The 26,577-nt window shown below is 32.5% G+C and carries 26 protein-coding genes and 1 pseudogene; 22 read left to right on the top strand and 5 right to left on the bottom strand.

Features of this window, described 5'->3' with window-relative positions; all coding sequences use genetic code 11:
- The first annotated feature begins 94 nt into the window (after positions 1–94).
- From HMPREF2864_RS02075 to brnQ, 19 genes and pseudogenes are all read left to right on the top strand, one after another.
- Positions 95–934, top strand: a complete 840-nt coding sequence (locus tag HMPREF2864_RS02075) for a DegV family protein (RefSeq protein WP_002459163.1) — start codon at positions 95–97, stop codon at positions 932–934.
- A 94-nt stretch (positions 935–1,028) separates the two neighbouring features.
- The gene (gene msrA, locus HMPREF2864_RS02070; protein ID WP_002459162.1) at positions 1,029–1,556 is read left to right on the top strand and encodes a peptide-methionine (S)-S-oxide reductase MsrA; all 528 of its coding nucleotides are present in this window, start codon (positions 1,029–1,031) and stop codon (positions 1,554–1,556) included.
- The gene (gene msrB, locus HMPREF2864_RS02065; RefSeq protein ID WP_002459161.1) at positions 1,549–1,977 is read left to right on the top strand and encodes a peptide-methionine (R)-S-oxide reductase MsrB; all 429 of its coding nucleotides are present in this window, start codon (positions 1,549–1,551) and stop codon (positions 1,975–1,977) included. The genes msrA and msrB overlap by 8 nt, the downstream gene beginning before the upstream one ends.
- 12 nt (positions 1,978–1,989) lie before the next feature.
- Positions 1,990–2,490 (top strand): PTS sugar transporter subunit IIA, encoded by a 501-nt coding sequence (locus HMPREF2864_RS02060; RefSeq protein ID WP_070544858.1) that lies wholly within the window; start codon positions 1,990–1,992, stop codon positions 2,488–2,490.
- Positions 2,490–2,711, top strand: coding sequence for a YozE family protein (locus HMPREF2864_RS02055; protein WP_002492786.1), 222 nt, complete (start codon positions 2,490–2,492; stop codon positions 2,709–2,711). Before HMPREF2864_RS02060 ends, HMPREF2864_RS02055 begins: the two co-directional genes overlap by 1 nt.
- A gap of 204 nt (positions 2,712–2,915) precedes the next feature.
- Positions 2,916–4,331, top strand: a complete 1,416-nt coding sequence (locus tag HMPREF2864_RS02050; protein ID WP_237449027.1) for a S41 family peptidase — start codon at positions 2,916–2,918, stop codon at positions 4,329–4,331.
- A 15-nt stretch (positions 4,332–4,346) separates the two neighbouring features.
- On the top strand, positions 4,347–4,850 hold the full coding sequence (locus tag HMPREF2864_RS02045; protein WP_002459157.1) for a GNAT family N-acetyltransferase: 504 nt from the start codon (positions 4,347–4,349) through the stop codon (positions 4,848–4,850).
- 17 nt (positions 4,851–4,867) lie between these two features.
- Positions 4,868–5,941: an undecaprenyldiphospho-muramoylpentapeptide beta-N-acetylglucosaminyltransferase gene (locus HMPREF2864_RS02040; RefSeq protein ID WP_002459156.1), complete on the top strand. Its 1,074-nt coding sequence runs from the start codon at positions 4,868–4,870 to the stop codon at positions 5,939–5,941.
- Between the two features lie 14 nt (positions 5,942–5,955).
- Entirely contained in the window at positions 5,956–6,579 is a 624-nt protein-coding gene (locus HMPREF2864_RS02035; RefSeq protein WP_002459155.1) for a phosphatase PAP2 family protein, read from the top strand.
- A 521-nt stretch (positions 6,580–7,100) separates the two neighbouring features.
- A pseudogene (locus HMPREF2864_RS12270) lies at positions 7,101–7,199 on the top strand (hypothetical protein); the annotation flags it as partial.
- A 135-nt stretch (positions 7,200–7,334) separates the two neighbouring features.
- A complete protein-coding gene (locus tag HMPREF2864_RS02025) occupies positions 7,335–7,994 on the top strand; it encodes a response regulator transcription factor (RefSeq protein ID WP_002459153.1) in 660 nt (219 codons plus the stop codon).
- A complete protein-coding gene (locus HMPREF2864_RS02020; protein WP_002459152.1) occupies positions 7,991–9,370 on the top strand; it encodes a HAMP domain-containing sensor histidine kinase in 1,380 nt (459 codons plus the stop codon). Before HMPREF2864_RS02025 ends, HMPREF2864_RS02020 begins: the two co-directional genes overlap by 4 nt.
- Before the next feature lie 194 nt (positions 9,371–9,564).
- Positions 9,565–12,372, top strand: coding sequence for a 2-oxoglutarate dehydrogenase E1 component (locus HMPREF2864_RS02015; RefSeq protein ID WP_070544855.1), 2,808 nt, complete (start codon positions 9,565–9,567; stop codon positions 12,370–12,372).
- Between the two features lie 13 nt (positions 12,373–12,385).
- Positions 12,386–13,696 (top strand): 2-oxoglutarate dehydrogenase complex dihydrolipoyllysine-residue succinyltransferase, encoded by a 1,311-nt coding sequence (gene odhB, locus HMPREF2864_RS02010; protein ID WP_002459150.1) that lies wholly within the window; start codon positions 12,386–12,388, stop codon positions 13,694–13,696.
- A gap of 288 nt (positions 13,697–13,984) precedes the next feature.
- Entirely contained in the window at positions 13,985–14,791 is an 807-nt protein-coding gene (locus HMPREF2864_RS02005; protein ID WP_037542940.1) for a VOC family protein, read from the top strand.
- A 36-nt stretch (positions 14,792–14,827) separates the two neighbouring features.
- A complete protein-coding gene (locus HMPREF2864_RS02000) occupies positions 14,828–15,031 on the top strand; it encodes a DUF6501 family protein (RefSeq protein WP_070544853.1) in 204 nt (67 codons plus the stop codon).
- A gap of 126 nt (positions 15,032–15,157) precedes the next feature.
- The gene (locus HMPREF2864_RS01995; protein WP_002459147.1) at positions 15,158–15,949 is read left to right on the top strand and encodes an ATP-binding protein; all 792 of its coding nucleotides are present in this window, start codon (positions 15,158–15,160) and stop codon (positions 15,947–15,949) included.
- 16 nt (positions 15,950–15,965) lie between these two features.
- The gene (locus HMPREF2864_RS01990; protein WP_070544852.1) at positions 15,966–17,855 is read left to right on the top strand and encodes a vWA domain-containing protein; all 1,890 of its coding nucleotides are present in this window, start codon (positions 15,966–15,968) and stop codon (positions 17,853–17,855) included.
- 126 nt (positions 17,856–17,981) lie between these two features.
- Positions 17,982–19,325, top strand: a complete 1,344-nt coding sequence (gene brnQ, locus HMPREF2864_RS01985) for a branched-chain amino acid-like transporter carrier protein BrnQ3 (protein WP_070544851.1) — start codon at positions 17,982–17,984, stop codon at positions 19,323–19,325.
- Between the two features lie 55 nt (positions 19,326–19,380).
- Here the strand turns inward: brnQ and HMPREF2864_RS01980 are convergent, their stop codons facing one another.
- The 3 genes from HMPREF2864_RS01980 to HMPREF2864_RS01970 are packed head-to-tail and all read right to left on the bottom strand — an operon-like array spanning position 19,381 to position 21,453.
- Complete coding sequence (locus HMPREF2864_RS01980) at positions 19,381–20,520, bottom strand: toxic anion resistance protein (protein WP_070544850.1); 1,140 nt, start codon at positions 20,518–20,520, stop codon at positions 19,381–19,383.
- A 24-nt stretch (positions 20,521–20,544) separates the two neighbouring features.
- Complete coding sequence (locus HMPREF2864_RS01975; protein ID WP_002478214.1) at positions 20,545–21,168, bottom strand: 5-bromo-4-chloroindolyl phosphate hydrolysis family protein; 624 nt, start codon at positions 21,166–21,168, stop codon at positions 20,545–20,547.
- Between the two features lie 15 nt (positions 21,169–21,183).
- On the bottom strand, positions 21,184–21,453 hold the full coding sequence (locus tag HMPREF2864_RS01970) for an acylphosphatase (RefSeq protein ID WP_002459142.1): 270 nt from the start codon (positions 21,451–21,453) through the stop codon (positions 21,184–21,186).
- A gap of 167 nt (positions 21,454–21,620) precedes the next feature.
- On the opposite strand from HMPREF2864_RS01970, the gene msaA reads away from it, so the two are divergent.
- The 3 genes from msaA to HMPREF2864_RS12265 all read left to right on the top strand — a co-directional run bounded on the left by msaA (position 21,621) and on the right by HMPREF2864_RS12265 (position 23,170).
- A complete protein-coding gene (msaA, locus tag HMPREF2864_RS01965) occupies positions 21,621–21,929 on the top strand; it encodes a regulatory protein MsaA (RefSeq protein WP_002459141.1) in 309 nt (102 codons plus the stop codon).
- A 204-nt stretch (positions 21,930–22,133) separates the two neighbouring features.
- Positions 22,134–22,334 (top strand): cold shock protein CspA, encoded by a 201-nt coding sequence (gene cspA / locus HMPREF2864_RS01960; RefSeq protein ID WP_002433901.1) that lies wholly within the window; start codon positions 22,134–22,136, stop codon positions 22,332–22,334.
- A 416-nt stretch (positions 22,335–22,750) separates the two neighbouring features.
- Entirely contained in the window at positions 22,751–23,170 is a 420-nt protein-coding gene (locus HMPREF2864_RS12265; protein ID WP_256277699.1) for a hypothetical protein, read from the top strand.
- A 1,062-nt stretch (positions 23,171–24,232) separates the two neighbouring features.
- On the opposite strand, the gene lysA is transcribed toward HMPREF2864_RS12265, so the two are convergent.
- Entirely contained in the window at positions 24,233–25,498 is a 1,266-nt protein-coding gene (gene lysA, locus HMPREF2864_RS01950; RefSeq protein WP_002478212.1) for a diaminopimelate decarboxylase, read from the bottom strand.
- Positions 25,499–26,575, bottom strand: a complete 1,077-nt coding sequence (locus HMPREF2864_RS01945; protein ID WP_070544848.1) for an alanine racemase — start codon at positions 26,573–26,575, stop codon at positions 25,499–25,501. It lies immediately after the preceding gene.
- Positions 26,576–26,577: the final 2 nt, after the last annotated feature.

The raw sequence follows: 26,577 nt of genomic DNA, 5'->3' as shown, positions 1-26,577 counted from the left end.
ACATGCTATTCTCCATTGAAGTTATTAATGACTGAAACGTAAAGTTATAGTCTAAAATTATACGAAATATATCATTTTTTGGGGGAAGGACTTTATGAAACAACAGGTTATTGTTACCGACTCAACTTCAGATTTAACACATCAATACTTAGCAGAGCATCAAATCCATGTTGTACCGCTCAATTTAACGATTGATGGTAAATCATACGTAGACCAGGTTGATATTTCGTCGGAAGAATATATAAACAGAATTGAAGATGAGGCTGATGTTAAAACGAGCCAACCTTCTATTGGAAAATTTATCAATAAATATGAAGAATTGGGTCAACAAGGTGTTCAAATTATTAGTATACACATGTCATCTGGATTAAGTGGTACGTATCAAACAGCAGTTCAGGCCAGCCATATGGTTGAGGCTGATGTTACAGTTATTGATTCAAAATCTATTTCATTTGGTTTAGGTTATCAAATAAAATATTTATCTGAAATTATTAATAAAGGTTATAGCACTGATGAAATTGTTCAAAAAGTGAAAGATATGCAACAAAATATTAAATTATTTGTTGTTATTGGGCAGTTGAATCAACTAATTAGAGGCGGTAGAATTAGTAAAACGAAGGGCTTAATTGGTAATATTATGAAAATTAAACCAGTTGGTACGTTAGTAGATGGCAGCCTTGAAATTGTGCATAATTCAAGAACGCAAAATGCGAGTATTAAATTTTTAAAAAAAGAAATCGCAGAATTTGTTGAAAATCACAAAATAAAGTCCATTGGTATTGCACATGCTAATGTTATTGAATTTGTTGATAAAGTAAAACATCAATTTACGGAGTCATTTGACTTTGAAAATTATGATGTTAATGTAACAACACCTGTAGTTTCAACACACACAGGCCAAGGTGCTATAGGCTTGGTTGTTTTGCGAGACTAAGTGGAATATTCTGAGTTAAAACATAAATCGTAAATGTAAAATATTAATAGCTAAAAATTAGCGTGAATTATGAGATAATTAAGGAGGCAATGATATGGCATATGCAACGTTGGCTGGTGGTTGTTTTTGGTGTATGGTAAAACCTTTCACCTCATATCCTGGTATTGAAGATGTTGTTTCTGGATACAGTGGAGGGCATATTGAAAACCCTACTTATGAACAAGTTTGTACTAATCAAACAGGCCATAGAGAAGCCGTACAAATCACGTATAATCCTGATATTACATCTTTTGAGAACATATTAGATGTCTATTTTAAAACCTTTGATCCTACTGATAATAAAGGCCAATTTTTTGATCGAGGCGAAAGCTATGAACCAGCAATTTTTTATCATGATATAGCACAGAAAAAAGCTGCTGAATTAAAAATTCAACAATTAAATGAACAAGGCATCTTTAAAAAACCAGTGATTACGCCAATTATTGAATACAAAAACTTTTATCCTGCCGAAACATATCACCAAGATTACTATAAAAAGAATCCACAGCATTACGAACGGTATCAACAAGGTTCGGGACGTAAAGGTTTTATAGAATCACATTGGGGAGGACAAAATGATTAAAAAGAGTAAAGATGACTTAAACGAAATGGAATATCTTGTTACACAAGAAAATGGAACAGAGCCTCCTTTTGAAAATGAATACTGGAATCATTTTGAAAAAGGGATTTATGTTGATAAAATTTCTGGGCAACCACTTTTTACATCAGAAGAAAAATTTGAATCGAGTTGTGGTTGGCCGAGCTTTTCAAAAGCTTTGAATGATGATGAAATTGTGGAATTAGTTGATAAAACATTTGGTATGGTGAGAACTGAAGTACGTTCAGAACAAGCTAATAGTCATTTAGGGCATGTTTTTAATGATGGTCCTAAAGATCAAGGTGGATTAAGATATTGTATCAATTCTGCAGCCATTCAATTTATTCCATATGACAAATTACAAGAGTTAGGCTATGGGGATTTAATCCCTCATTTTGAAAAATAGGAGTGACCTAAAATGTTTAAAAAGCTATTTGGTAAAGGCAAAGAAGTTAATAAAAATATTGAAATTTATGCACCATTAACTGGTGAATACGTAAAAATTGAGGATATTCCAGATCCTGTATTTGCACAAAAAATGATGGGTGAAGGCTTTGGTATTAATCCAACTGAAGGCGAAGTGGTTTCTCCAATCGAAGGGAAGGTTGATAACGTATTCCCAACAAAACACGCAATCGGATTAAAAGCGAATAATGGTTTAGAACTATTAGTCCACATTGGTTTAGATACAGTTCAGCTAGATGGAGAGGGCTTTGAAGTATTAGTAAATAGCGGTGACACTGTTCAAGTTGGAGATCCTTTAGTGAAATTTAACTTAGAGTATATTAGCAATAATGCTAAGTCTGTAATATCTCCAGTTATTATTACAAATACTGATCAAACAAGCGCTATCAATATCAATGATGTCAACGCTATTGTCAAAGGTGAAACAAAAGTAGTTGATGTGACAATGAAATAATGAAAGATTATTCATTCTATCATTTTGCCTTAACAGCACGTGGACGTAAAGGTGACAAAGGAAAATTAGCTGAACAAATTTTTAATGATTTATCATTTCCAAAGCATGAAAATGATTTTAATAAACTATCAGAATATATAGAAACGCAAAGTGAATTTACGATTCCAATGTATGTGTTTGACGATTTATATGAAGAATACTCTGAGTGGCTAAAATTTTAATCTAAATTTCTATAATATTTAATTATAGAGGTTGAGACGCATCGTATTTTTATGCTCCCAACCTCTACTTTTTTATTTGCGTTTATTGACGAGAAACGACATACTGATAATATCCAAAAAGCCTTAAGAAGGTCATGAGGGAATAGTTACATAGAGGGAAGTGTTAAAGTGAGTCAAGAAACTGAACATCAACAAATCGACGAAATGGATGAGCATAAAAGTGTGAAATTCAGATTTTGGAAATTTGTAGTACTACAACTCGTTATAATTTTAGCTACGATAGCAATTACAGTTTGCATTACTTTAGCTATCAGTCATAAAGTGAGTGGGCTCACAAAAGATGAGCGACAAGCGATGAATAAAATTCAATTTGTATATAAGACATTAAACAATGATTATTATAAAAAACAAAGTCCTAATAAATTAACTGAAGCTGCAATTGACGGTATGGTCAAAGAGTTGAAAGATCCATATTCTGAATATATGACTAAAGAAAAAACAGAGTCATTTAATGAGGGAGTTTCTGGTGATTTTGTTGGTATCGGTGCTGAAATGCAGCAAAAAAACAATCAGATTATGGTAACAAGTCCAATGAAATCATCTCCGGCTGAGAAAGCAGGTTTACGACCTAAAGATATAGTAACTAAAGTTAATGGTAAATCTGTTGAAAAGCAAAGATTAGATCAAGTAGTGAAAATGGTTAGAGGTAAAAGAGGCACAACTGTAACTTTAACGATCAAACGCGGTTCTGAAGAAAAAGACATAAAAATTAAACGAGATAAAATTCATGTTAAGAGTGTGGAATATAAGAAAAAAGGACAAATTGGAGTTATTACCATAAATCGCTTCCAAGAAAACACTTCTGGAGAATTAAAATCAGCAATTTTAGATGCACATAAACAAGGTGTACACAATGTCATATTGGATTTACGAAACAATCCAGGTGGCTTATTAGATGAAGCCGTGAAAATGGCGAATATTTTTATAGATAAAGGTAAACCCGTAGTTAAATTAGAAAAAGGAAATGACAAAGAAACAATCGATACTTCAAATGACTCATTAAAAGAAGCGAAAGATATGAAATTTTCGATTTTAGTGAATGAAGGTTCGGCAAGTGCATCTGAAGTATTTACTGGCGCATTAAAAGATTATGGTATAGCTAAGGTATATGGCTCAAAAACATTTGGTAAAGGGATTGTTCAAACAACAAAAGAATTTAAAGATGGTTCTTTACTAAAATATACACAAATGAAGTGGTTAACACCTAAGGACCATTATATTCATGGTAAAGGTATTCAACCAGATATCAAATTAGATACGCCTAAATACCAATCATTAAGTGTTATTCCGAATGATACAAGCTATCATAAAGGAGACAATAATAAACATGTGAAAGCTATGAAGATTGGTCTAACAGCATTAGGATATGAAGTAGATAATGAATCTAAAGACTTTGACGACAACTTAGAACAAGCAATTAAAGCATTTCAACAAGATAATAACTTAACTGTAAATGGACAATTTGATAAGGAAACAAATGATAAGTTCACAGTACAATTGGTTGAAAAAGCAAATAAAGAAGACAAAGTTCTAAATGAACTTTTAAAAAAATTAAAATAAAGAGGTGTTCTTAACATGATTAGATTAGCAATTAAGAATGATTTGCCATACATTGAAGCATTAGTAGAAACTGCCAAAGAAATAATGAAAGAATTTAATAATAATCAATGGGATGACAAATATCCTGCACGAGAACACTTTGAAGAAGATATTGCGAATCAAACATTATATGTTCTAGAGGACAATGATGAAATCCAAGGCTTTATTGTTGTCGACCAACAACAATCAGAATGGTATGATAAACTTGACTGGCCAGTTAAACGGGAAGGCGCATATGTTATTCATCGCTTAGCTGGAAATCCTGAATATAAAGGCGCTGCAACTGAATTATTTAAATTTGCTGTTAATTTAGCAACAGATCACGGTATACATGTTATTTTGACAGATACATTTGCATTGAATAAACCTGCACAAGGTTTATTTGAAAAATTTGGTTTTACAAAAGTTGGAGAAGCTGAAATCGACTATCATCCATTTGATAGAGGTGCGCCATTTTATGCCTATTATAAAAACATTTAAGAATAGAGGTTATAATTATGACTAAAATTGCATTTACAGGAGGCGGAACAGTGGGTCATGTATCAGTAAACTTAAGTTTGATACCCACTGCGTTAAATCATGGATATAGTGCATTTTATATTGGTTCAAAAGCAGGAATTGAGAAAGAAATGATAGAATCTCAATTACCTGATATTGAATACCATGCTATTTCAAGTGGTAAATTACGTCGCTATATTTCTGTTGAAAATGCTAAAGATATTTTTAAAGTGGTAAAGGGAATATGGGATGCTCGCCGCATACTTAAAAAAGAAAAACCTGATTTGTTGTTTTCTAAAGGCGGATTTGTCTCAGTTCCAGTGGTTATTGCTGCTCGTACCTTAAACATACCCACTATTATTCATGAGTCTGATTTAACACCAGGATTAGCGAATAAAATTAGTCTAAAATTTGCGAAAAAGATTTATACAACATTTGAAGATACACTGAACTACTTACCAAAATCAAAGGCTGATTTTATTGGTGCAACCATACGTGAAGATTTAAAGCATGGTCATGCTTCAAGAGGGTATGAATTAACTCAATTTGATAAAGATAAAAAAGTCTTATTAGTAATGGGAGGTAGTCTAGGAAGTAAAAAATTAAATAGTGTTATTCGTGAAAATTTAGAGGCACTGCTCGAAGATTACCAAATTATCCATCTAACAGGTAAAGGACTTATTGATGGCTCGATTCAAAAAGAAGGTTATATCCAATATGAATTTGTGAAAGAAGAATTGACGGATCTGTTAGCTATTACAGATACTGTAGTTAGTCGAGCTGGATCAAATGCAATATACGAATTTTTAACGCTGCGACTGCCAATGTTATTAATTCCTTTAGGTTTAGACCAATCACGTGGTGACCAGATTGATAATGCAAAATATTTCGAATCAAAAGGTTATGGGCGTGTCGTTTTAGAAGAAGAACTATCATCAACTAAGCTATTAGAGCAGCTAGGAGATATTGAAGCATCACGAGATAGCATAATGAATCATATGTCAGACTATCAAGAAAGTTATACCAAAGAAGATTTATTAAATAAAATCATCGATGATGCACTCAGTCATTAAGAGGGGGAAATTTTGTGAACCGCACGAAGCGCATTTCATTGCTCATTATTTTTACATTAGTGTTTGGAATAATAGCTTTCTTTCATGAGTCTCGTTTGGGAAAGTGGATTGATAATGAGGTTTACGAATTTATTTATGCTTCAGAAAGTTTTATCACGACATCTATATTATTAGGTGCAACCAAAATTGGTGAAGTGTGGGCCATGTTGTCACTTTCTCTAATGCTGATTGCCTATCTCATGCTTAAACGTTGTAAAATAGAAGCACTCTTTTTTGTACTAGTTATGGGACTATCAAGTATACTCAATCCGGTGTTAAAAAATATATTTGACCGTGAAAGACCAACTTTATTGCGATTAATTGATATCACTGGATTTAGTTTTCCAAGTGGACATGCTATGGGTTCGACCGCATTCTTTGGAAGCGTGATGTTTATTATTAACCGTAAAATGTCTGGCGCTGATAAAGGTATTATTATTGGCTTATGTGCATTAATGATTTTGATGGTATCCATCTCTAGAGTTTATTTAGGAGTTCATTATCCTACAGATATTGTTGCCGGTATCATTGGTGGGGTATTTTGTATTGTTTTATCAACGCTAATTTTAAGAAAAAAACTCTATAACATTACAAATTAAAAAATCAATGCAAGTTAAATCATTAACTATCATTTTAAATAGCCATAACTAATCAGCTAGGACAAAAATATCTTTGACTGGGGCCCTAACAGAGAGAAATGCGAAGCGCATTTCACCAAACAAAGCAAGTTGGGGTGAGGGCCCCAACAGAGAGAATTTCGAGAAGAAATTCAACAAGCAAAGCAAGTTGGGGTGCGGGGCCCCAACAAAAAGGCTTTCAAAAAGAAAGGCTACAAGCAAAGCAGGTTGGGGTACCTAAAGCTATCCCCTTATCAAGTGAGCCAACAATATAAAGAAGCACAAAGATGATTTGTTTCACATCATCTTTGTGCTATTTTTTGGAATTTATATTCCAATTTTTTTCTTAACATTCCGAGTTATACGATTAGGAATGTCAGTGTCAAAATATAGATTAAAAGCAGCTACCATTAGGGAGCTGCTTTTATGTACACGTTTAGCGTTATTGTAAGCTTTACGTTAGTCTTTTAAGGGCATATAAAAGGGGAATTCGAAAATGATCAATCCATAAGAACGAATATGTGGGGGGAGTTCTATTTGGTATTGATAATCATTTTCAATTATTATTATACATCATTGATAATGATTGTCAATTAGAAAACTGAAATTTTTATGATAAATTTTTGAAAGTTAATCATAAATCTTAGACTATGGTTGGTGGTTAAATATTTTGTATTATAATAAAATAGAAAAGTCAGGTAGTGAAATAAACAGTGTAATGCAAAAGAGGTGGAGAAATGGCAAATATTTTAATTGTCGAAGATGAACAAAATTTAGCTCGTTTTCTAGAGCTGGAATTAACGCATGAAAATTATAAAGTGGACATAGAGAATGATGGGCAAAGTGGTTTAGATAAAGCGTTAACCAAAACATATGACTTGATTATATTAGATATAATGTTGCCTCATATTAATGGTTTAGAAATCTGTAGAAGAATTCGTCAGCAATACACGACACCCATAATTATTATTACAGCAAAGAGTGAAACGATGGATAAAGTAACTGGCTTGGATTATGGGGCAGATGATTATATTGTAAAACCATTTGAAATTGAAGAATTATTTGCTCGAATACGAGCGATTTTACGCAGACAACCCCAGAAAGATGTTATCGATATTAATGGTATTATTATTGATAAAAATGCTTTTGAAGTAACCGTGGACGGGACACAACTAGATTTAACTAAAACAGAATATGATCTTTTGTATGTTCTTGCAGAAAATAGGAATCATGTCTTGCAACGCGAACAAATACTTGATCATGTATGGGGATATGATAGTGAAGTTGAAACGAATGTTGTAGATGTTTACATCAGATATTTAAGAAATAAGTTAAAGCCTTTTAATAAAGAAAGAACGATTGAAACAGTCCGAGGCGTAGGATATGTGATACGATGATAAAACAACGTAAACTAAAATATAAATGGATGATTATTACAACTTTGATTATGTTCTTAACAATCTTGTTATTCTGTCTAGTGATTATCTTTTTCTTGAAAGATACCTTAAAAGATGGTGAATTAGATGAAGCTGAAAGAAGCTCAAAAGATATAGCTAATTTATTGGAGTCTAAACCTATTGATACAATTTCTCCATTAGACATTAGTGCATCGCTGGAGAATTTTCAAGAAGTATTAATCTATGATCATAATGGAAAAAAACTATTTCAAACTGCGAACAATAATGCTACACACTTTTATCCTGCTTTCGATAAGGATAATCATGACCGCATAAAAATTATGAGCAGAAATGGTGAAGACTATATTGTGTTGACTGAAACAGTTGATACGCCAAGCTTTCATGGTTATACAGTATTAGTGCATTCCCTACAAAAATTTAATAATACTGTAGGTTCAATATATGTTGTTGCTTTAGTATTTTGTATTATTGCAACTATCATTACAGCAGGCATTAGTTACATATTTTCATCACAAATCACAAAACCAATTGTGACTATGTCAAACAAAATGATTCAAATCCGTCGTGATGGTTTTCAGAAAAAATTAGAATTAACAACTAATTATGAAGAAACAGATAACCTTATTGATACATTTAATGATATGATGCTACAAATCGAAGAGTCATTTAATCAACAGCGGCAATTTGTAGAAGATGCTTCGCATGAATTGCGTACACCACTACAAATTATTCAAGGCCATCTTAATTTAATTCAGCGCTGGGGTAAAAAAGATCCAGCAGTGTTAGAAGAATCACTCAACATTTCCATTGAGGAAATGAATCGAATTACAAAGTTAGTTGAAGAGTTGTTGTTATTGTCAAAAGATAATGTTACACATTCAGCCAATGAACATGAACCAGTTGATATAAACATAGAAATAAGAACGCGTATTAAATCTTTAGAGCAATTGCATCCTGATTACAACTTTGAACTTAATTTATCACCCAAACAATTACTTCTATATATGAACCGTCATCAATTTGAACAATTATTGCTTATTTTTTTAGATAACGCTATGAAGTATGATACAAAGCGTAAGAAAATTAAAGTTGAAACACAATTACGCAATAAATTAATTACCATTAAAATCACGGATCATGGTCAAGGTATACCAAAAGCAGATCAAGAATTCATATTTGACCGTTTTTACCGTGTTGATAAATCTCGTGCCCGTAGTCAAGGTGGAAATGGGTTGGGGTTGTCTATTGCTGAAAAATTAGCGACTGCAAATGGTGGATATATCACTGTTGATAGTGAAGTTAACCAATATACTACATTTACTATTCAATTTGAAAAAGACGCCAACCTTGCATAATCGTATAAGAAATGGTGAATTATGCATTTTCTTTATTTATAAACAACAAAATTAAATGCCTGAAAAGGTTAGCAGAATCACATTTTGAATGGGTTCTGCTTTTTATTTTTTAATCCATATATGTACTTTATCAATGCATAAATTAATGCTATTATTAACGTGTAAGCGTTTAACTATTATGTGGAGGGTATCATATGACAAAGGATAAGACAGATGTTACAGAAGCACCTGTAAACTTTGGCGCAAATCTTGGTTTAATGCTTGATTTGTATGATGATTATTTGCAAGATCCATCATCTGTGCCTGATGATTTACAAGTGTTATTCGGAACAATAAAAAATGGTGAAGCTCATACTATAGCTCAGCCAGCCACAGATGGGAGTGGTGACTTAACGGATGATAGCACAATTAAGCGAGTAATGCGCTTGATTGATAATATTAGGCAGTATGGCCATTTATTAGCAGATATATATCCGATAAATCCTCCTAAAAGAACACATTTACCTAAATTAACAATCGAGGATTTTAATTTAGATAAACAAACTCTAGAAGGTATAACAGCAGGCATTGTTTCAGATCATTTTAAAGATATATATGATAATGCCTATGAAGCAATTAAACGTATGGAACAACGTTATAAGGGGCCAATTGCTTTTGAATACAATCATATAAATAATAATAAAGAACGTACGTGGCTAAAACGACGAATTGAAACGCCGTATAAAGCTACATTAAATCATGATCAAAAAAGGTATTTATTTAATACCCTCGCACACGTTGAAGGTTTTGAAAAATATTTGCATAAAAACTTTGTTGGTGCAAAACGATTTTCTATTGAAGGCGTGGATACATTAGTGCCCATGTTGCAGCATACATTGAGACGAGCGGCTGAAGAAGAAATTCAGAATATTCAAATTGGCATGGCACATCGAGGTAGATTAAATGTTTTAACACATGTGCTGGAAAAGCCATATGAAATGATGATATCGGAGTTTATGCATACTGATCCAATGAAGTTCTTACCTGAAGATGGTAGCTTAGAATTAACTGCTGGATGGACAAGTGATGTGAAATATCATTTAGGCGGAGTCAAAACAACGGATACGTATGGTATTCAGCAACGTATTTCATTAGCGAATAATCCAAGTCATTTAGAAATTGTAGCACCGGTAGTTATTGGAAAAACGAGAGCAGCACAAGATAACACACATGGCGTAGGAAAACCTACGACAGACTATCATCAATCTATGCCTATTATTATTCATGGTGATGCTGCTTACCCAGGTCAAGGTATTAACTTTGAAACAATGAACTTAAGCAATCTTCACGGTTATTCCACTGGTGGCACATTGCACATTATTACAAATAATAGAATTGGCTTTACAACAGAACCGATTGATGGACGATCTACAACATATTCAAGTGACGTAGCAAAAGGTTATGACGTTCCTATTTTACATGTTAATGCGGACGATGTGGAAGCAACTATTGAAGCTATTGATATTGCGCTTGAATTTAGAAAGGAATTTCATAAAGACATTGTTATTGATTTAGTCGGTTATCGCCGCTACGGACATAATGAAATGGACGAACCATCAATTACGAATCCAGTACCTTATCATAATATTCGTCAGCATGACTCAGTGGAATTATTATATGGCAAACAATTAATTGATGAAGGTGTTATCTCTGAAGATTATATGAATGAAACAATTGAACGTGTGCATAAAGAGATGCGTGCAGCACAAGATAAGATCGATAAAACAGATAAAATGGATGACCCTGAAATGGCTAGACCAAGTGCACTACAAGCGCCATTAGAAAGTAAAACAGCATCATTTTCAGTTGAAAAGTTAAAAGAAATCAACGATGCGATGTTATCTTATCCAGAGGGATTTCATATATTAAAAAAATTGAATAAAGTATTAGAAAAGCGTCGAGAACCATTTGAGAAAGAGGAAGGATTAGTTGATTGGGCTCAAGCAGAGCAACTTGCATTTGCGACAATACTGCAAGATGGGACTTCAATACGTTTAACTGGACAAGATAGTGAGCGTGGTACGTTCAGTCATCGCCATGCTGTATTACATGATGAAGAAACTGGAGACACATACACGCCATTACATCATGTGCCACATCAAAAGGCGACGTTTGAAGTCCATAATTCGCCACTTTCTGAAGCAGCAGTAGTTGGATTTGAATATGGCTATAATGTTGAAAATAAAGAAAGTTTTAATATTTGGGAAGCACAATATGGAGACTTTTCAAACATGGCACAAATGATGTTTGATAATTTTATGTCAAGCGCACGAGCAAAGTGGGGAGAACGAAGTGGCCTAACATTATTTTTACCACATGCTTTTGAAGGACAAGGACCAGAACATTCATCAGCACGGCTAGAACGTTTTTTACAATTAGCTGCAGAAAATAATAGCACTGTCGTTAACCTATCAAGCGCAAGTAATTATTTCCATTTATTACGTGCTCAAGCAGCAAGCTTAGGAACACAAGCCATGAGACCATTGGTTGTAATGTTACCAAAAAGTTTATTGCGCAATAAAACAGTAGCACAACCTATTGATAAATTTACTGAAGGGCAGTTCCAACCAATTCTTACCGAGACTTATAATCCTAAAAAAGTGAAAAAAGTTGTACTGGCTTCTGGAAAAATGTTTGTCGATTTGAAAGAATATTTGGTTAAGAATCCAGATGAACAAATATTATTAATTGCTGTTGAACGTTTATATCCATTCCCAGAAGATGAGATAAAGGCAATATTTGATACATTACCGCATATCGAAAGTGTATGTTGGGTACAAGAAGAACCTCAAAATCAAGGTGCATGGTTATATGCATATCCACATCTTAAATCTATCACACCAGAACAAATTAATTTAAACTATCATGGAAGAATTAAACGCGCAGCTCCGGCTGAAGGCGATGGCGAAATTCATAAACTTGTGCAAAGTAACATTATTAAAAGCGTCTTAAAACGAAACTAGGGGGAAATTATTTATGCCAGAGGTTAAAGTTCCGGAATTAGCAGAATCAATTACAGAGGGGACCATTGCAGAATGGCTTAAAAATGTTGGCGATTCTGTTGAAAAAGGAGAAGCAATTTTAGAATTAGAAACAGATAAAGTTAATGTGGAAGTTGTATCAGAAGATGCAGGTGTGATTCAAGAACAACTTGCTAATGAAGGTGATACTGTTGAAGTAGGACAAGCCATTGCCATTGTTGGAGAAGGTAGTGCTGAAGCGAAATCAGCAGAAGCTTCAAAATCTGACGCTAAGGCTGAATCTAAAGGTGAGTCGGAGTCAGAAACAACTACAGATACAGCTAACAAAGACACAACTCGTAATCATGAACAGCGACAAGATGAAGCTGAAAAAGCAGATCGTTCTGGCGAAGTAAAAAAACATACTCAACGTGTAAATGCCACACCTTCAGCACGTCGTCATGCTTTAAAACAAGGTGTAGACCTTGCTGAAGTAGCAGGTAAATCTAATGATGTCGTAAGAAAAGAAGATATTGATCAACGTCAACAACAGTCATCAAATAAAAAAGCAGAAACGGCACAAAGAAAAGCGCCAGAAACATCATCATCTTCGACACCAAACAAACCAGTTATTCGTGAAAAAATGTCTCGTCGTAAGAAAACAGCAGCTAATAAATTGCTTGAAGTATCAAATAATACAGCAATGTTAACGACATTTAATGAAGTTGATATGACGAATGTGATGGAATTACGTAAACGTAAAAAAGAAAAATTTATGCAAGATCATGATGGTACAAAATTAGGATTTATGTCATTCTTCACAAAAGCAGCAGTAGCCGCGTTGAAAAAATATCCAGAAGTCAATGCTGAAATTGATGGAGATGACATGATCAAGAAACAATATTATGATATTGGTATAGCTGTATCAACAGATGATGGTTTATTAGTTCCATTTGTAAGGGACTGTGATAAGAAGAATTTTGCAGAAATCGAACAAGAAATTGCTAATTTAGCAGTTAAAGCGCGTGATAAAAAATTAGGCTTAGACGACATGGTAAATGGATCATTTACAATTACTAACGGTGGTATCTTCGGTTCAATGATGAGTACGCCAATCATTAATGGTAGTCAAGCAGCAATATTAGGTATGCATTCAATTATGACACGTCCAATTGCAATTGATAAAGATACAATTGAAAATCGACCAATGATGTATATTGCTTTAAGCTATGATCACAGAATTATTGATGGTAAAGAAGCAGTAGGTTTCTTGAAAACAATTAAAGATCTCATTGAAAATCCAGAAGATTTACTATTAGAATCATAATTACGCGTTAACTAATATGATATATCTTTATAAGAGCAGGTTTGTCATTTGATGGCCTGCTCTATTTATTTTTAGTACTAATTTAAAATATAAAGATTAGTTATAAATGTAATTGAATCGTTATCTTGCATGAATAGTGTTAGTTCTTTTAAAATGAAACAGCTCAAAATAATTTGCTGGTTGGGGAGAAGCGAAAAAATGAATGGCGTACTTCAGAACCTCATCATATAAATCATTTAAGAAATAAGTTATAATGACAATGAAATGAATAAAATAGGGGTGTCTTTTATGAGCGGACTGAGAAGTGTCACGATTGGGACATGTGATATGATGAGTACAAAGGCTTTATTTAAAGATATAGTTGGTATGAATATTGTTGATAAAAACAACGCATTGCGCTTTGGCGATGCAAATTTAAGTCCAGGTACACGATTACATTTTGTTGAAGTACCGCATAGTGATTATCGTAATCAACATATTGCTAGTGTTGGATTTCGTACACCTACTGATGAAGGTTTGATAGAATATCAGGAAATATTTAAGAGCCATAATATTACTTTTGGTGATATGTCTGAATTAAATGGACATAAACATTTTAATTTTATGGATAAAAACCAACAAATTTTTGATATTTATTCAAATGAACATAATGTTGGTATTCAATTAGGTATGCCTGATTTTGATAGCTCAGTTAATCCTTTGCATCAGGTTCAAGGGCTAGGACCGGTAATCCTTCAAGTGAATGAGTTATCTGTGACGGCATCATTGCTTACACATGTCTTTGGATTGCATCATTTTGCAGAATATGAATCCTCAGAATTCGAAAATAAAAAAATCCAAGTATTTAAAATTGGAGATGGTGGTTTAGGTGGGGAAATACATTTATATCAAGCAGAACCACAAATCGAAATGACTGAAGAGGGTGTTGTAGAACAAGTAGAATTTGCTACTCAAGATGTACAACAATTTAATCAAGCTTTGTCTGATCTTAAAGAAATAGGGGTACCTTATCAAACACTAAATCAAGGTGATGTTAAATCGATACGCATCACTGAAAATAGTGGTATTTCATTTATTTATACATTAGAAAATTAAAATTTATATAAATTGTACAAAGGAAGGTCATGTAATATGCTACACGAAACATGGAAAACAAAAACACCAATTAAACAAGTTGAAGTGGTTAATACAGATGCTAAAAAATTTACAGTATCCGATATGTTAACTATAGGGCAACGATATGATGTTATTAATGAAACAGAAGAATATTATCAAATTATTGATAATTTTGGATTAGTTGGTGGTTATTATAAAACGTACTTTAAAGAAGTATAGAAAATAAGTTTAATGTAATTGTACAATAACTTAATAATAAATATAGGATCTAGGCTGAGTACAGTGATGATTGTTCCTTTCCTAGGTCTTATTTTCATTTAATTAACTAAAGGAGTTCATAAATTAATGGTACAAAATCAATATAAAAATTCAGATGAATCGGTTTTTAATGATGCGAAGGCGCTATTTGAATTGAATAAAAATATTTTATTAAAAGGCCCTACAGGATCTGGTAAAACAAAATTAGCAGAAACTTTAAGTGAAGTCGTTCATATTCCAATGCACCAAGTAAACTGTTCTGTTGATTTAGATGCAGAGAGCTTATTGGGGTTCAAAACGATTAAAACAAATGACCAAGGTAATCAGGAAATTGTTTTCATTGACGGACCAGTCATTCGTGCTATGAAAGAAGGTCATATTTTATATATTGATGAAATCAATATGGCCAAACCCGAAACATTGCCAATATTAAATGGTGTACTTGATTACCGACGCAAATTAACAAATCCCTTTACTGGTGAAGTAATTGAAGCAGCTCCTGGATTTAATGTTATTGCAGCGATAAATGAAGGATATGTAGGGACATTACCAATGAATGAAGCGCTTAAAAATCGTTTTGTTGTTATTCAAGTAGACTATATTGATGGGGACATATTAAGTAATGTGATTAAAGAGCAAAGTCGTTTGCAAGACGATAAAATTATTGCGCAAATCATCAAATTTAATGAAGACTTAAGAACCATGTCAAAACAAGGCCAAATTTCTGAAGAAGCAGCTAGTATACGTGCTTTAATAGATTTAAGTGATTTAATTACAGTTATGCCTATTGAACGTGCCATACAGCGAACAATTATCGATAAACTAGAAGATGAACGTGAACAACAGGCAATTAAAAATGCAATCGAATTAAACTTTTAGAAAGGGATAGTTGATTATGAGCGATCGTTTTATAAAATTTAATGATGAGCAACTAGATGCTAAACAAGTGATGATGTTGCAAGATTTAGCACGCTTGCTCTTAAAAAACGAACAGACAACCGTTAAAATTCAAAAATTCCCTTATTATGATCCAATGAATAATACATTGATTACAAGCTGGTTTTGGTCTCATCGACCTAAACAAATTGAACGTGCAGGTTTAAAAACAGACGTCATGCTCGCAGCTTACGGTTACAAATTGATGGACGAAAAAATAGTTAATGAGGTTATTCACGACAAAGCATTTAAACATCCTAAATTTTATCAGCAAATTTTTCGATTATTAGAAGATTCACGAGTATTTAATCATATACGTAATGATCGACCTAGTACTGCTAAGATTATAGATTTACGTCTGCAAACGCGTTTGTCTTATACTGAATCACAAATTAAATTTTATAAGACTAAAACCGTGTATACAGATTTGCTATTTTTATATTTAGAACGCGCATTTTTAACTCAAAATTTCTTTGAGATTCCAACAATTCATGCACAAATAGATGATATATTAAATCATATGTTCCAATATTTGCCTAACTTCTTCCAAAATAGATCTTCTGAAGATAATATGTACCTCGCACAACGTATTATGTTTCAAGTGGATGATATATTAAAGGAAGATATGCTGAATGAATATTATCATTTACCTAAAAAGGTATATGAAGCAATACAAGAAATGACATTTGAAGAGTTAAAACGTACTGATGCAGCTAATGTAGATGGACATGATAATACAAATGAAGAAACCGATTCTGAGTCTGCTGAAGCCGATACAAATGCGGAAGATAGTAAGTCAGAAGGTGGCGCTTATCTAGAAATGGAACTTCACGAAGGCGAAAACAGTGATGTCATGAGTGACAATGATACAGCACGTGAAGGAGATTCATCTGACGATATGACAGATATGATGACTAAAAAAGGACGTGGCTCTGAAAGTACGCTGGATAACCAAGAAGGTGGTGCCATTGGTCAAAATGCTTCGTTTGCACTAAAAGGTATCAATGAAAATGTTGAAATTAAATGGCAAATTCCTGATATCTTACCAGAATATTTGATGCAGTATCAAACCGTTAAATCAGATGTCCAATTTGAAACAAAAGATTTAATACAAATTATAAAAAAAACAATTGAGCGTGAGCATCAAGATGAGCGCCACAATTTAACTAAGGGACGTTTGCAGCGAAATTTAACCAATTGGTTCATAGATGATCAATATAAATTATTCTACAAGAAGCAGGACTTGAGTAAGTCATTTGATGCAACTTTTACACTACTTGTAGATGCTTCGGCAAGCATGTTTGACAAGATGGAAGAAACAATAAAAGGTGTCGTCTTGTTCCATGAAACATTAAAATCGTTGAATGTAAAACATGAGATATTAGCATTTAACGAAGATGCTTTTGATTCGGATGAAGCACGTCAACCTAATATTATAGATGAAATTATCAACTATGATTATTCTACATTAGAACGTAGTGCACCTCGCATTATGTCACTCCATCCACAAGATGATAATAGGGATGGCGTAGCTATTAGAATTGGTAGTGAACGATTATTGAGACGTAGTCATAACCAACGATTTTTAATTGTCTTTTCAGATGGTGAACCATCTGCATATAATTATAGTCAAGATGGTATCTTAGATACTTATGAAGCTGTTGAGATGTCAAGAAAATACGGTATTGAAGTATTTAATGTCTTTTTAAGTCAAGATCCAATTACTGAAGAGATAGAACAAACAATTCATAATATTTATGGTCAATATGCCATCTTTGTTGAAGGTGTAGAAAATTTACCGAGTCACTTGTCACCACTATTAAAAAAACTACTGTTAAAATCCCTATAAATTAATGTTATTCAATAAGTAATATTAATTTGATTTTTAAATTTTCTGAAATTAACTAGACTTTTAAATCCTTTTTATGCTAGAATTTAAATTATTGCAATTTTACAGATAAAAAGGAGCAGTAGCATGAATAAGAATACTTGGATAATCGGTTTCACTTTATTTGCTATGTTTTTTGGAGCAGGAAATCTGATATTTCCACCTAATCTTGGACAAGATAGTGGCCGCTTTTTTTGGCCAGCAATCATCGCTTTTTCATTAACAGGAATCGGTTTACCTTTATTAGGTGTCATGGTAGGTGCTCTTGATAAAAATGGATACATTGGCTCATTTAATAAAATTTCACCTAAATTTTCAGTAGTATTTCTTGTTATCATTTATTTAACTATTGGACCGTTATTTGCAATTCCTAGAACTGCATCGACAGCATTTGAGATGACAATTACACCAATTGCACATACGAATGGCAACGTAGCATTATTAATTTTCACATTAATCTATTTTCTAATAGTTTTATATCTGTGTATCAATCCGAATAAAATGGTTGAACGTATAGGCTCATTGTTAACACCATTGTTATTAATTACAATTTTAGCAATGATAGTTAAAGGATTTATAGACTTTGGAAGCAATCCGCCGTCACATGGTAATTTAGATTTATATCAATCTCATTTTGGTGCTTTTACAAAAGGCTTTACGGAAGGTTATTTGACGATGGATGCGATAGCAGCAATTGCATTTTCAATGATTGTTGTCAATGCTGTTAAACTAACAGGGGTAAACCATGCTGATCAAATTTTTAAGCAAACTGCATTAGCTGGTCTAATTGCGGCAAGTGCTTTAGTATTTATCTATATTTCTTTAGGATTTTTAGGTAATCGTATGGCTATCTCGCAGGGCAAGTTAGATTTATTAGTTTCTCATAATCAAAATGTAGGAACATATCTGCTTACATTGATTGCTTCAACAGGTTTTGGATTATTGGGGAAATATTTATTGGGAATAATTGTGGCTTTGGCATGTTTAACGACAGCTTGTGGTTTGATAGTGGCTGTAAGTCAGTATTTTAATAGTATTTTGCCAAAAATTCCATATAAAATGTATGTTGTTTTCTTTACGTTTGTGAGTTTTCTATTGGCAAATTTGGGATTAAACAACGTTATAGCAATGTCAGTACCTGTACTAAGTATCATTTATCCAGTTGCTATTACAGTAGTGCTACTTATATTATTAGCACGTTTTATACCAACAAAACGAATTACCCAACAAATACCTATTGTTGTAGTTAGTATTGTATCAGTGCTAAGTGTGATGAGTACGAGTGGTTGGATAAAAATGCCATTCATTGCGCATTTACCTTTAAAACAATATTCATTAGAATGGCTACCTATCGCAGTGATAGCTACTGTAATAGGTTATATCGTGTCAATATTTATTAAGCAAGAACACATTATATATCAGAAAGAATAAATAAATGCGCTAGGGTTATCTGCTCCTAGCGCATTTATTTAATATTCGGTTGAATTTATTTATTGTGTCGCATATTGTTTAAATGTGTCTTTAGTTCAGTTTCAAGTTGATTAAGTTCTTTTTCGGCTTGCTGACGTTTTTGTCGGCCTTGTTGTTGAATTTCAAGTGTTTGTTCTATCGTTTGAATAATATCACTTTGAGTTGCTTTAAGTGTGTCTAAGTCTACAATACCACGTTCATTTTCGGTTGCTGTTTCAAGCGCATTTTGTTTTAACATTGATGCATTTTGTGTAAGTAGATCATTTGTAGTATCGGTAACGGCACGTTGTGATCTAACAGCGTGTCTTTGTCTTAATAGTGTCAGTGCAATAGCCATTTGGTTTTTCCAAAGGGGGATACTAGTTAAAATAGAACTTTGAATTTTCTCAGCTAAAGCTTGGTTAACATTTTGAATCATTCGAATTTGAGTTGCAGTTTGTAGTGCAATTTGACGTGAGAGTTGTAAATCATAAATTCTTTTGTCTAATCGGTCAACGAATTGTTCCATATCGGCGATATCTTGAATAGCCATTTGATTGTTATTTTGTTGTGTATGTTCGCGCATACGAGGCAATGTCTCTGTTTGTATTGTTTCTTTCTTTTGTTGAGCTGCTAAAATATATAATGAAATGTCATCAAAGTAATTTTTATTTAATTCATAAAGTTCGTCTAATAACGCAATATCACGTGATAAATGATCTTTGTGTTGATTCAATTGGATAGTAATACGGTCAATTTGTGAACTGACAGATTGCATTCTAGAAAACATTTCATTTATAGAAGCTTTTGTGCGTCTAAATAATCGTTTCAATTTAGATTGCTTCTCAGGACTCAAATCATCCGGGTTAACTGCTTTTAATTTCGACATTAATTGATTTAGAGTATCGCCTACAGGGCCAACATCTTTACTTTTTACTTCATCTAACATATGATGAGAAAATTGAGACATCTTTTGTTGTAAATTTGCACCAAAAGCTAGTAGACTTTCATTGTCTAATGGTTTAATCGTTTCACATATTTCTTCAATTCTACGAGTTTCTTCAGGTGTTAGCTTTTGGATTTGTGAGTTATTCTCTTTATTTGGAGAATGAGAAGTTTGACCATTGATATATTGGTCTAGAGGATGTGATTTAAAAGATTGTTTCTCATTGCTCATTTCGTTATTCACTCCAGTGCTAATTTATAATCGCTTTCGTTGCTGTTCGATTTTATTTAGTTCTATCTCAGTATCTAGTCGTTCATAGTCTTCTTCATTTAGTCGCTTCAAATCGGCAATAAGTGTGCGTTTAATTTCATCCAATGTAATACGCGTTTGCTGTAGTTTTTGTTTTTCTGCTTTCGATTTTTTAGGCATTCGTGCTAAGTGAGTATAAGATTCCACAAGATTTAAAGCGTTGTCTATGTGTGAATAAAAAAAGCTTTCCACCTTAAAAAACATACGTGGTCGTTGTTTTACGCTAAAATGTATGGACTTTGCAATACGATAAATATCATTTATTTGTCTAAAATCTTGTATAGATCTAATATTGATAAAGGATTTTATAATACTTCGGATTTTTTTGTGAGAAATACTTAATTGCTGTCTGACAAAACGATAGTCTCTTCTTGATAAGCCAATATCAATTAAATATTTGCGAGAGGTAAGACGCTGTGTCGGTAGGTAGGAAACAAAAAACATCGATAACCCAATTAAAGCATCTAACAGAAAAGAAATATCTAATACGAAAATACTCACAATACATGATATTATCGCGATTGGCGTGCCCACTAGAACACCGAAAATTCGAGAAATAGTGTACCTCACGGTCATCTTCCTTTGTTAAATAGTTTTAAATTCTTTAAGTTGGTTATCAATTTCAAGTGTTTCGATTTCATAGTCATCAACATGTGATGCAGGTGATGCACCTGTTGTTACACTTGCAATAAACTGATTTAATTGTTCTTCATTCCCTTGAGCATATATATCTACATAATCTTCAATATTTTGTACTGTCCCAGTTATTTTGAATTTATGTGCAATTCTTTGCGTATAAAATCTAAAGCCCACGCCTTGTACGATACCATAGATCTTAATATGTTTGCGTTGCATAACATCACCCCTTGTTTATATTATACGAACTTTTAAACTAAAAACCTAATAATTGCTACAGCTATCGCAAAGGGCATCCGTCAAAAGTATGAGTCGGAATGCTTGAATTTATAAACTAAAAAGCTAAAATATTGATTATAGGTATAGCATTCAGGGGGGAAACTTAAATGTGGACAGTGGCAAAAATAAGGGCTGATTATGAGGGCTGGTGGCTATTTAGTGACTGGACTGATAAAATTGTGAAACAAAGTTCATTTTCGACATACACTGAAATGCTTGATGCTTATAAAGCACTTATTAAACAAAGTAAAAAAGACTATGATAACTATGTTGTAGGTAAGTTTAATATACATGCTTTTTATAACAATTGTGATATGAATTATTGTGAAGATTGTGAAGAGGACTTACAAATATTTTATAGCTTTATTGTATTAAATAATAATGAGGTTTATTTAAATATGCCAAAATTTGAATAAACAATAGTTTTCTACATTTATATTGCATTTTGGCGTAATCTAACATATAATAACAACTAAGCAGTAGTTTTATTCCATATTGCAAAGAATATCTGAAGTTTTATACATAATTATTAATTAGTTATACATAATACATACATGTATTTTTTGTAATATGCGAATAACGCATATTGTATGAATTTTAGTCTTGGAGGTTTCACAGTTATGAAACAAGGTACAGTAAAATGGTTTAATGCTGAAAAAGGTTTTGGTTTTATCGAAGTTGAAGGAGAAAACGACGTATTCGTACACTTCTCAGCTATTAACCAAGATGGTTACAAATCATTAGAAGAAGGTCAATCAGTAGAATTTGAAGTAGTTGAAGGCGACCGCGGACCTCAAGCTGCAAACGTTGTTAAACTATAATAAATATATTGTAGATAATTGACTTCACCACACCTTACCAAGATGTAAGGTGTTTTTTTATTAGATTATGAAAATTATGTGTTATAGATGCATGATAAAGACGCTTAAACTCATCAATATAAACAAATAGTTTCAAAATATGATAAGATTGAATTGCTTGCAAAAATGTATTATTCTTTTTCAAAAAGTATACAAATTTAATTGTTTTATAGAATTAGATTAAAACAAATTACATTGAATATACGTATTAAGAATAAAATAAATCACTATCACAAAATATGAGTGGCATTAAGAAAGAAATATTAACAAGAGTATGAAAGTCAAAGTATAGAATAAATAGGTAATATTTTGCTTGTAAATCTATTAGAATATAACGATTGTTATGTGAAAATTCAATAGTGAGGATGAGTGGAATAATGAGTATAGCTTGCGTTTTCATAATATGGCTATTTTTAACAATATTTTTAATTTTAGTAACAGGAAATGTTGTTATAAAAGGTGAAACATTTCCTTTAGAAAATTTATGGATTTTCATTGTACTTTGGATCATTTTGTTTTTTGTAATTATAGCTTTTTTACTATATAGAAGATATACACAAAAACAGTTTGCTAAAATTATAAAAGATGCAAAGAATAACGAATTTAAAATTTTTGATAATGGAGAATATTTTTATCAAGCACCATTAATAACGATTGATAAACAATATATTCCAATATACGGCAATAAAAATATATACTACACAACGGATTTTAATAATGTAATTCAAAAGTGGATGAGTATAATTGGTTTTTTTCCTCTTTTTGGAATATTTTTAAAATCAGATAATCATATTTAAAAAATAAAACGAATAAAACTTTTGTCTTTACGTCCTCATTATAAAGTGTATCTGGATAAAACTAATATAGGGATTTTACAAAGACAAAAATTGATTACAGAAAAAGGAATGAAACAACAACTACCTTATACGTTTTATTCTAATAAGAACACAATGTATAAATTTATTAATCCTTATTTAAGTATGAACACTAAAATTGTAAAGGATGACAAAGTGATATTTGATGCTCACAGAAGTTTCTTCGATTTAAATAAGATTCAATATACAAAAAGTAGGGGTGAAAGACATACAATTCAAATAGATAACACTTCTGAATTAGATTATCCTGATGAAGTTTTTCTAGGGTTATATATACAAATTTTGATAAATAAAAGAACTAATGATTAAATTTTATTTAAGTGATAATATAAATTTTCTAATCTAAATATAACAAACAAAGTCAGAAGAGAAGTTGGTTTTGTCTTAATAACACTTAATATAAGAAAAATGATGAAAAAGGGACAGTATGAGACATAAATATCTCGGATTAAAGTTCTAGCGAAATAAGATAGAAATTACTATTTTCTTCGTTATTTTAGGGTGATATGATGTAGCACCACGATGATATTTGAATTCCTCGAATTTATTATCTGAGATTGTTTCGATAATGTTATTAACATATCGTGACATGTCATGTGTGTGGATAAGAACTGAAGTTTCCATTGGTAGTGTAAGTTAAGTCATGTTATATTCTTTATACATAAGGCACTTCGTTAATTTAGTTTAGTTGTGTTTATTAAATTATACTAAAGTGCCATATTTTGGCGAGACTCTTGAGAGAACAGGACAAACGGGACCTCAACAAAGAGAAATGCGAAAAGCATTTCGTCTGGCAAAGCAAGTTGGGGTGGCTAAAGCTGTCCCCTAAGAAAGCGAGCCAACAATGCGAAGTATTGAATAAAATTAGGCACTCATATGAATTGAATTCAATTCATATGAGTGCTATTTTCTAAGATTTATGTCCTAGGCTCACTATTTTCTAAGATTTTCCTAGTATATTAAGCCGCTAGTGGGGTACTTTAATTATTTTGTATCATTAATAATAAGTTGTCGTAGTGATTGTCGTTTAATTACTTCTCTCGCCTTACCATCTTTTAAAAAGAAGACTGACGGTTTTTGCATTTGATTGTAATTCGATGACATTGAATAGTGATAAGCTCCAGTTGAGAGGATAGCCAAAATATCTCCGCGATGAACTGATGATGGTAATTTGGCATTTCTAATGATTATATCTCCGGATTCACATAGTTTTCCAGAGATTGTAACTGTTTCATCTGCGGATTCATGACGATTAACAAGTAATGCTTCATATTGTGCATCATAAAGTGCTGTTCGTATATGGTCACTCATACCACCATCAATTGATACATACTTGTTAACTCCAGGTATGTCTTTAATTGTACCTACTTCATAAAGTGTTATACCTGCTTCTCCAACAATTGAACGTCCTGGTTCAATACCAATCTCAGGAACTGAGTAGTTTAATTCTTTTGTTATATCTTTGATAGCAGTTGTGATTTCTGCAATGCCTTCTTCAATTGGAAAGCTTGTGTCACCTTCGACATATTTAATGCCAAACCCACCGCCTAAATTTAGCAACTCGACTTGAATTTGTTGTTCAGATAACCAATTTAAGACAATTTTTGCTGTTTCAATCATGGCTTCTGTACCTTCAATTTGTGAGCCAACATGGAAATGAATACCTTTTAAATACAAATGCTTGGAAGCTTTAATTTTATTAATTGCTTCCAGTGCTAGACCATATTTAATTGATAATCCAAATTTACTATCTTCTTGACCTGTTTGAATAAACTCATGAGTATGTGCTTCAACACCAGGATTAACTCGTAATACAACATTTACCGTATCACTCGCATATTTATCAATTAATTCTATTTCTTCTAAAGCATCTACAACAAAATAGCCAATCCCATTTTCTAATCCATATTGAATCTCACGTTTTGTTTTATTATTACCGTGGAAGTGAATTTGTTTTGGATCAAAACCTGCTGATAGGGCGGTATATAACTCTCCTTCAGATACAACGTCTAATTGTAAACCTTCTTCTTGAACAAGTTTGACCATTTGCAAACACGTAAAGGCTTTTGAAGCATATGAAATATTATATGTTAAACCACTTTGTTTAAAAGCGGAATGATAACGTCTCATTTGATGACGAATTTGATCTTCATCATATACGATGGTGGGGGTACCAAAGCTTAAAGCTAATGTTTTAAGACTAGTACCTCCCATAGTTAGTTCACCATAATCATTATATTTAACAGTCATTTATTTGTACTCCTTTATTAAAGAATCATGGTTCATTGCACTGAGCTGTTCTGAATTTGCTCCTACGCCTTTAAATGTAAATTCATCTATGCGTATATCATTATTATATAATACAACTTCGTCTCTTGCATGAACAAGCTCATCCACTTCAACAAACATATGACTCATCATTAGTGCACGAATCGGATAACGTTTTCCGTTGATGATTACATCATGTTGTGCTCTGGATTTTAAAATTCCATCACCATAGCCTATATCTACGACCGCAAGGCGGGTATGATGATTCTTACATTCATATGCAAAGCTGTACCCACAATAATCCCCTTTATTTACTTCTCTTACTTGAATCACATTTGCTTTAACGGTTAAAGCCTGTTTAATTTCAGAAGGTTTTAACGAACTATATGGGCGTGAACCATACAATGCAATACCAACTCGAGCATGTGTGTGATTGGAAAGTACTTGATGTTGCTCACGATAAAAGCTTGCACTATTTTGAGCATGAATCATGTCAAAAGTATAACCTTCTGCTAATAGTGTATTTAAAACCTTTAACCAAGCACGTTTTTCAGTATCGTATTCTGGCACATCAAACTCATCAGCATAACCAAAATGAGTCCATAAACCTGTGATATGCATTTTATGAGGTTGATTATTTTGCGCATGGTCTTTTAATACTTCGCGTAGTTCGCTAAGATTTTTAAACCCTGAACGATGTAATAAGTTTTCATATTCTAAATGCACATTGATATCATACAAATTGGATTTATTAGCATAATAATATTGCAGTGATGGCAACGTCATGTGAATACGGTTATGACGCACAATATCAAAGTCATAAACAGCATTCATTAAAAAGATAGTAGCTTTAGGCGCAAGTTTTCTAATACGAACGGCTTCTTTAAGAGAAGTCGTGCTAAAAGTATTTATACCTGCCTTTAAAAATATATTTACAGCATACTCTAATCCATAGTGATAGGCATTGTTTTTTACTACAGCCATAATAGGTTGGTTATTTTTAACAGTTACGACATTGTTGAAAAATATGTCTGAATTTACGGACCATGTTGCAGTCACTA

Source organism: Staphylococcus sp. HMSC059F04 (assembly GCF_001812565.1).
GTDB classification, from domain to species: domain Bacteria; phylum Bacillota; class Bacilli; order Staphylococcales; family Staphylococcaceae; genus Staphylococcus; species Staphylococcus lugdunensis.
Note: the sequence above shows the minus strand (reverse complement) of the source record. Positions and strands in the feature narration are given on the sequence as shown.

What these genes read in the sequence shown, in the direction of transcription:
- HMPREF2864_RS02075 (WP_002459163.1), top strand. Translation starts at nt 95, where the DNA reads ATGAAACAACAGGTTATTGTTACCGACTCAACTTCAGATTTAACACAT.
- msrA (WP_002459162.1), top strand. Translation starts at nt 1,029, where the DNA reads ATGGCATATGCAACGTTGGCTGGTGGTTGTTTTTGGTGTATGGTAAAA.
- msrB (WP_002459161.1), top strand. Translation starts at nt 1,549, where the DNA reads ATGATTAAAAAGAGTAAAGATGACTTAAACGAAATGGAATATCTTGTT.
- HMPREF2864_RS02060 (WP_070544858.1), top strand. Translation starts at nt 1,990, where the DNA reads ATGTTTAAAAAGCTATTTGGTAAAGGCAAAGAAGTTAATAAAAATATT.
- HMPREF2864_RS02055 (WP_002492786.1), top strand. Translation starts at nt 2,490, where the DNA reads ATGAAAGATTATTCATTCTATCATTTTGCCTTAACAGCACGTGGACGT.
- HMPREF2864_RS02050 (WP_237449027.1), top strand. Translation starts at nt 2,916, where the DNA reads ATGGATGAGCATAAAAGTGTGAAATTCAGATTTTGGAAATTTGTAGTA.
- HMPREF2864_RS02045 (WP_002459157.1), top strand. Translation starts at nt 4,347, where the DNA reads ATGATTAGATTAGCAATTAAGAATGATTTGCCATACATTGAAGCATTA.
- HMPREF2864_RS02040 (WP_002459156.1), top strand. Translation starts at nt 4,868, where the DNA reads ATGACTAAAATTGCATTTACAGGAGGCGGAACAGTGGGTCATGTATCA.
- HMPREF2864_RS02025 (WP_002459153.1), top strand. Translation starts at nt 7,335, where the DNA reads ATGGCAAATATTTTAATTGTCGAAGATGAACAAAATTTAGCTCGTTTT.
- HMPREF2864_RS02020 (WP_002459152.1), top strand. Translation starts at nt 7,991, where the DNA reads ATGATAAAACAACGTAAACTAAAATATAAATGGATGATTATTACAACT.
- HMPREF2864_RS02015 (WP_070544855.1), top strand. Translation starts at nt 9,565, where the DNA reads ATGACAAAGGATAAGACAGATGTTACAGAAGCACCTGTAAACTTTGGC.
- odhB (WP_002459150.1), top strand. Translation starts at nt 12,386, where the DNA reads ATGCCAGAGGTTAAAGTTCCGGAATTAGCAGAATCAATTACAGAGGGG.
- HMPREF2864_RS02005 (WP_037542940.1), top strand. Translation starts at nt 13,985, where the DNA reads ATGAGCGGACTGAGAAGTGTCACGATTGGGACATGTGATATGATGAGT.
- HMPREF2864_RS02000 (WP_070544853.1), top strand. Translation starts at nt 14,828, where the DNA reads ATGCTACACGAAACATGGAAAACAAAAACACCAATTAAACAAGTTGAA.
- HMPREF2864_RS01995 (WP_002459147.1), top strand. Translation starts at nt 15,158, where the DNA reads ATGGTACAAAATCAATATAAAAATTCAGATGAATCGGTTTTTAATGAT.
- HMPREF2864_RS01990 (WP_070544852.1), top strand. Translation starts at nt 15,966, where the DNA reads ATGAGCGATCGTTTTATAAAATTTAATGATGAGCAACTAGATGCTAAA.
- brnQ (WP_070544851.1), top strand. Translation starts at nt 17,982, where the DNA reads ATGAATAAGAATACTTGGATAATCGGTTTCACTTTATTTGCTATGTTT.
- HMPREF2864_RS01980 (WP_070544850.1), bottom strand. Translation starts at nt 20,520, where the DNA reads ATGAGCAATGAGAAACAATCTTTTAAATCACATCCTCTAGACCAATAT.
- HMPREF2864_RS01970 (WP_002459142.1), bottom strand. Translation starts at nt 21,453, where the DNA reads ATGCAACGCAAACATATTAAGATCTATGGTATCGTACAAGGCGTGGGC.
- msaA (WP_002459141.1), top strand. Translation starts at nt 21,621, where the DNA reads ATGTGGACAGTGGCAAAAATAAGGGCTGATTATGAGGGCTGGTGGCTA.
- cspA (WP_002433901.1), top strand. Translation starts at nt 22,134, where the DNA reads ATGAAACAAGGTACAGTAAAATGGTTTAATGCTGAAAAAGGTTTTGGT.
- HMPREF2864_RS12265 (WP_256277699.1), top strand. Translation starts at nt 22,751, where the DNA reads ATGAGTATAGCTTGCGTTTTCATAATATGGCTATTTTTAACAATATTT.
- lysA (WP_002478212.1), bottom strand. Translation starts at nt 25,498, where the DNA reads ATGACTGTTAAATATAATGATTATGGTGAACTAACTATGGGAGGTACT.